We start from the raw sequence: 6,066 nt of genomic DNA, 5'->3' as shown, positions 1-6,066 counted from the left end.
CCAGCGGTGCCGCCAACTGTGCACAAAGGCGAACCTCACGGCCTTTGGCTCGCGAAGAACTGAGTTGCCTTTTTTAGTACCTCCCTCTCCTCCCGGAGCACACGGTTCTCAAGGCGAAGTCGCTCATTCTCTCGAGCTAGATCTGCCTGCGGCGCTGCCACAAGGTCAGAAGGACGATAATGCGACACCCATTTGTTCAGCGTCGATTTGCCGATCCCCAAATCTGACGCAACCCGCTCGCGCGGCAACCCACTGGTCAGCGCAATGCGCACCGCCTCCCGCTTAAACTCTTCACCATGCTTGATCATCTCGTCGGTCTCCTTGAACGAGCAATATGCTCTCAAGTGACCGGCGCAAAACCGTTACAAGTCCATTCTCGATCATAGCAATATCGAGAACAGCGTTCGCTATCTCGGCGTAGATGTCGATGATGCGCTGACGCTCCGAAAGGACCGAAATCTGATCTTGCCTCCGGCTCCTTGCGTTCCGGGGAGCCGGAAGCATCTGTTGAATAAACGGTGGGTATCGATGGCTCAAGATGAGCCGGCGAACGTCGGCTTTGTTGGCGAGACAAAACCGAAGTGCCGGAGCGGCGATGCGTGCATCATTGCTACGCCTTCGAGATCGCATGCGAATTCAAGCCGTCTAAAAAGCACTTGAAATGTACAACGACCGTTTTACATCTGTGGCATGGTTAGCCGTGCTGATATCATCGCATCTTCCGAACCCGTCCTCGATAAATATGGTTTTTCCGGCACCGGTATGGACAGCCTCATCAAAGCCGCGGAGGTCTCAAGCCGAACGCTTTACAAACATGTTGGCGGACGTGCCTCCCTTATTGCCGGCGTACTGGATGCGCGCGGCGAGCGGTTCTTCTCTTCGCTGCCGAACGGCGGCGTGACCGAGTTGTTCGCCGCGCTCGCCGACTGGGTGGATACAGAAGGTGCACGGGGATGCTTCTTCCTGCGCGCACTTAGCGAAGCCGGCCACGACGACCCTGCGATTGCGCAGCGGGTTATGGCGCATAAAGACGAGTTGGCGGAGCACATCGCGCAGTGTGTCGAGCATGACCTCGGCAAACCGGACCGCTTGCTTGGTCTGCAGGTGCTCGTGCTTTTCGAGGGCGCGACGCATGCCGCAGTCTATCGTGGCAAGGATGCTCTCGAAGCGGCTGGCGTCGCCGCGGCGGTACTGCTCCAAACTGCATGTCGGGAAGCGGCCGACCTCAAATGAGTCGGTCAACGCTGTTCATCGCCAGCGGGTTCGGCCTTGTCGCCACCTGTTATGGACTTGCGCGCTTTGCCTTCGGTCTATTCCTTCCGGCTATTGCGAGCGACCTTGCACTCACCGCATCCTTTAGCGGGCTTGTCTCGGGTGGCTCCTTCTTGGGCTACTGCATCGCGATCATTGCCTCTGCCGTGCTGACCGAGCGGTTCGGCCCGCGTGCTGTTGCCGCATTGGCGGGAACGATCGGCACCGCCGGGCTGGCTGGCATGGCCGCAGCGCAAACCGGCACGGCCATGGGACTCGCCGTCCTCATCGCGGGGCTGAGCACCGGGCTTGCTTCGCCTCCTCTGGCAGCATCCGTCGCCGCCAATCTGAACCGTCACCGGCAAGACCGTGCCAATACGGTAATCAACGCGGGAGCCGCCGGAGGCGTAGCACTCTCTGCGCCCGCCGCCTGGATATTCGGCGATGACTGGCGTTTCGCTTTCATGCTCTTTGCTGGGACTGCCGCCATGGCGACGCTGGCGATTGCTCTGGCCATGCCGCGCGCCGCCAGACCAGATATTGGCGCGGAAGGCGGCTTTCCGTCCTTTAGCCTGGAACTGAAGCGTTTGACCGCCTCGGCGCTTGTAATGGGTGTGGCGAGCACAGCAGTCTGGTCGTTCGGAGGCGAACTCACCCGCAAGGGCCTTGGCTGGGCGAGCGGCGATGTCGGCTGTCTCTGGCTCGTCATCGGCATCTTTGGACTTACAGGAGGGCTGTGCGGCGCTGCTGTGCAGCGCTTCGGCCTTGATCGGGTGCATGTCGTCTTCCTGACCGCAATGGCAAGCGCCATTCTCTCTATCGCGGTGGCGGCCAACTCGATCATCGCAATGGCAGGTGGTGCGGTCTTCGGCGGCGCTTACATGATGCTGACGGGAGTGTATCTGGTGTGGGGGGTGCGTGCCGTACCGGAGCGGCCAGCTGCAGGTATCATGATCGGCTTCCTGGCAATCGCGATCGGACAAACGGCAGGGGCTCCTCTCTTCGGCTTTCTTCTGGAGCAATCGGGCCGAATGATGGCTGGCGTGGCTTTTGCGCTGCTCGCGGTGGCTGCCGCAGCTTTCCCCCTGCAAAGGGCCCACCCGTTCTCTGCGACACAGCCGTAGATCACGATGGTGTATTCGCGGCTCCCCGACGTCGCCATCGGTTCTGCCCAGCGAGCGAGACAAGAGCCAGAATTGAATCACCCCCGGCCAACACCAAGCATTGACCGGTCGTATTCGCGCAGGAGCGTGGCAAGGTCGTCATGGATAGCGTCTGCGCCCGCCTCACGGAGAGTGCCATCAGAAAATCCGCCCGACCGCACTGCGATCCGGGCAATACCGCACCGCTTGGCCGCGCGCATGTCATAGGGCGTGTCGCCGATCACGACCGCGTCCCCGGCTCCCAGGTCCGGCAGTTCGGCGAGCGCCGCGGCGAATATGTCGGGGGCGGGCTTCGTACGGTCGACATCGTCCGACGCGGTCGCCGCCGTCATCAACGGCTTCAGGTCCATCAGGTCGACATAATGGTCGAGCTCGTCGCCGGAAGCCGAGGATGCCAGCACCACCTGCATTCCGTCATCATGCACCCGGGCGACGAGGTCGCGGGCGTGGGGGAAGGGCTCGACCTGGGCGATATATTCGCGCTTAAACAGGGCGCCGTGTCGATCACACAGCGCGTCCACGGCCTGTTCGTCGAGATCCGGCAGGAGTGCGGGGACGAGTTGGTCGCCCCCTTTGCCGATCTGACCATGGATGCGGTCGCGAGTGATATCGTGCCCAGCGTCTGCAAACACACATTGCCACGCCTCGACATGGAAATCGTTGCTGTCAACCAGGGTGCCGTCGATATCGAACAATACGGCGCGGATCGGACGAGAGGGCATTGATCGGGACATCGCTTGCTCCGCAAGGCTATAGTGGAGGGGCGGCGACTGCACACCCGACGACGTGCAACGTACCGAACCGCGCAATCGGTCCGCGTCGTACCCACCCTTTGCCATGTCAATCCAATCAGTGTCGTATTGGGAATGTGCTGATAGCGCCGATTGGCCACCCGCGAGCCTGACTTGTGCTTTCGCGGTACAATTAGCGTCCACTGTCCAGGTCGCGCTGCTTATGAGCTGTCATGCAACCACCGGCCCAACTGCTGTCTGGCCCATACCTGAACGAGCGGCAGCTCTTGGGGAACAACGTAACGCTCTACGAGAGCTATGTTCGCGGCGGCCATTCCTTCCATGCGCAGCGCGTCGGCTTTTAGTGTATCGCCGGTGGGGGGAACGATCGGATTTTGGGTGCGAATCAGAGGATCGCTAATCCACTCCGCCGCAGCAGGACCGGAAGGGATCACCCAGAACAATCCGTGAAAATCTGCCGATTCCCGACCACAGCTTTGCATTAAATTTGTGGCAAGTTGCAAATTCGTACAGATTATCAGGTGCTAAGTCTTTGAAATCGCTGGCGACCCTACAGGACTCAAACCCATGTTTTCGCCGTGAGGGTCTTATCTTCGAGCAGACTTCCCCTGCCTAAACCATCGATCGTGCCTTGGGTCGGTGCTCGAGCGGCAGATCGGGCGAGAGGTCTTCGGACTCGTTAGCCACAGCGCATCAACTGGACGATCAATGGGACTGGAGCGGTGCCGAGATCGGCTGACGTGGCCCGGTCGCCGCGCCTGCGGCCTTATCGTAGACCTGCGTAGACCAGCGCTCTGCCGCTTTTCGTCCGATCGCGGCACCTTTCACTCGAGCCGCTCATCCATTCTTGGCGGCTCGGGAGCCGCCCATGACACCCACCAAGCTATTGATCGGTCAAATCCTCCTGACCCTCGCGATCGTGCTTGCCGGTGTCTGGGCGGCGACCCAATGGGCTGCCGCAATGCTCAGCTATCAGCCCGAGCTCGGACCCGCCTGGTTTTATCTGCGGGGGCTGCCGGTCTATCGGCCCTGGGCGCTCTTCCCCTGGTGGTATCATTTCGACGCCTATGCCCCGCATGTTTTCGACCGGGCGGGCGCGCTCGCCGGCGCCAGCGGCTTTCTCGGCTGCGCGGCGGCGATCATCGGCTCGCTCTGGCGCGCCCGCCAGTCGCGGCATGTCACCACCTATGGCTCGGCGCGCTGGGCGAGCCTCCGCGAGATCGCGCGCGCCGGCCTGCATGCCGAAGCCGGCGTGTTTCTCGGCCAGACGGCCAGGCGCTATCTGCGCCATGACGGGCCCGAACATATCATGGCCTTTGCCCCGACGCGCTCGGGCAAGGGCGTCGGTCTCGTCGTGCCGACCTTGCTCGGCTGGACCGGCTCGGTTGTCGTTCACGACATCAAGGGCGAAAACTGGTCGCTGACCGCCGGCTGGCGTGCGCGCTTCTCGCATTGCCTCTACTTCAACCCGACCGACGCGCGTTCGGCGCGCTACAATCCGCTGCTCGAAGTGCGGCGCGGCGTCGATGAAGTGCGCGACGTCCAGAATATCGCCGACATATTGGTCGATCCCGAAGGCGCGCTCGACCGCCGCAGCCATTGGGAAAAGACCAGCCACTCGCTGCTCGTCGGCGCGATCCTCCACATTCTCTACGCCGAAGAGGACAAGACGCTCGCGCGGGTCGCGACCTTCCTCTCGGATCCCCAGCGCAGCTTTGCCGACACGCTGCGCCGGATGATGACGGCCAACCATCTCGGCGACGAGCACGCTCCGCAGACGCATCCGGTCGTCGCTTCGGCTGCGCGCGAACTGCTCAACAAGAGCGAGAATGAACGCTCGGGCGTGCTCTCGACCGCCATGTCGTTTCTCGCGCTCTACCGCGATCCGACCATCGCGGCGGTGACATCGGCATGCGACTGGCGGATCGCCGATCTCGTCGAGGGCGCGCGGCCAGTCTCGCTGTTTCTCGTCGTGCCGCCCTCGGACATCTCGCGCACCAAGCCGCTTGTCCGGCTCGTGCTCAACCAGATCGGTCGCCGCCTGACCGAACGGCTCGACGGTACGCGGCGGCACCAATTGCTGCTCATGCTCGACGAATTTCCCGCGCTCGGCCGGCTCGACTTCTTCGAGACCGCGCTCGCCTTCCTCGCGGGCTACGGCGTGCGCGCCTTTCTGATCGCTCAATCGCTGAACCAAATCGACAAGGCCTATGGCGAGCACAACGCCATTCTCGACAATTGCCATGTCCGCGTCGCCTTCGCGAGCAATGACGAGCGCACCGCCAAGCGCATCTCCGACGCGCTTGGTACCGCGACCGAACAGCGCGCGATGCGCAACTATGCGGGGCACCGGCTCGCGCCCTGGCTCGCCCATGTCATGGTTAGCCGCCAGGAAACCGCCCGCCCGCTGCTGACGCCGGGCGAGGTGATGCAGTTGCCGCCGCATGAGGAACTGGTGCTCGTATCGGGCATGGCGCCGATCCGCGCGCAGAAGCTGCGCCACTATGCCGACGCCAATTTCACGGCACGGCTGCTCCACGAGCCGGTGCTGCACCAAGACCGCTATGCCGACGCGCCTGCCTCACGGCCACATGATTGGTCGGAACCGCGTCGTCCCGACATGCCCGCCTTGTCCGCCCCTGCCGAGGTGGAAGCGACCGCTGCATCGGCCACGGCGAAGGAGGGCGGTCCGCAACAGCAGCGCAGCCCCGAGCTGCCCGAACAGCCGGCACGCTCACCCGAACAGGTCCGGCAGCTCGAACTGCTCGGTTTCGATGCCGAAGAGAGCGACCCGGCCGCCGAGGCCCAGGCGATGTCGCGCGCACGCGCCGACACCGTGCTTCGCGCGCATGCCCTCAACGAAGGCACGGCGCGTCAGCCGCTGCTGCCGAATTTCTGAG

The 6,066-nt window shown here is 62.9% G+C and carries 4 protein-coding genes and 1 pseudogene; 3 read left to right on the top strand and 2 right to left on the bottom strand.

The window, feature by feature from the left end; translation table 11 throughout:
- Window positions 1-308: pseudogene (locus KY084_RS09615) on the bottom strand (transposase); the annotation flags it as partial.
- A 382-nt stretch (window positions 309-690) separates the two neighbouring features.
- Here KY084_RS09615 and KY084_RS09610 point away from each other — a divergent pair.
- Window positions 691-1,233 carry a TetR/AcrR family transcriptional regulator gene (locus KY084_RS09610; RefSeq protein ID WP_219238232.1) on the top strand — a complete coding sequence of 181 codons (543 nt, stop codon included), beginning with the start codon at window positions 691-693 and terminating at the stop codon, window positions 1,231-1,233.
- The gene (locus tag KY084_RS09605; RefSeq protein ID WP_219238231.1) at window positions 1,230-2,375 is read left to right on the top strand and encodes an MFS transporter; all 1,146 of its coding nucleotides are present in this window, start codon (window positions 1,230-1,232) and stop codon (window positions 2,373-2,375) included. The genes KY084_RS09610 and KY084_RS09605 overlap by 4 nt, the downstream gene beginning before the upstream one ends.
- Window positions 2,376-2,452: 77 nt before the next feature.
- Here the strand turns inward: KY084_RS09605 and KY084_RS09600 are convergent, their stop codons facing one another.
- Entirely contained in the window at window positions 2,453-3,109 is a 657-nt protein-coding gene (locus tag KY084_RS09600) for an HAD family hydrolase (RefSeq protein ID WP_219238230.1), read from the bottom strand.
- Between the two features lie 925 nt (window positions 3,110-4,034).
- On the opposite strand from KY084_RS09600, the gene KY084_RS09595 reads away from it, so the two are divergent.
- Window positions 4,035-6,065 (top strand): conjugal transfer protein TraG, encoded by a 2,031-nt coding sequence (locus KY084_RS09595; RefSeq protein WP_219238229.1) that lies wholly within the window; start codon window positions 4,035-4,037, stop codon window positions 6,063-6,065.
- The last annotated feature ends 1 nt before the right edge of the window (window position 6,066 follow it).

Source organism: Stakelama flava, from assembly GCF_019351405.1.
Classification (GTDB): domain Bacteria; phylum Pseudomonadota; class Alphaproteobacteria; order Sphingomonadales; family Sphingomonadaceae; genus Sphingomonas; species Sphingomonas flava_A.
The sequence above is the reverse complement of the archived record's forward strand: the minus strand, read 5'-3'. Positions and strand labels throughout refer to the sequence as shown.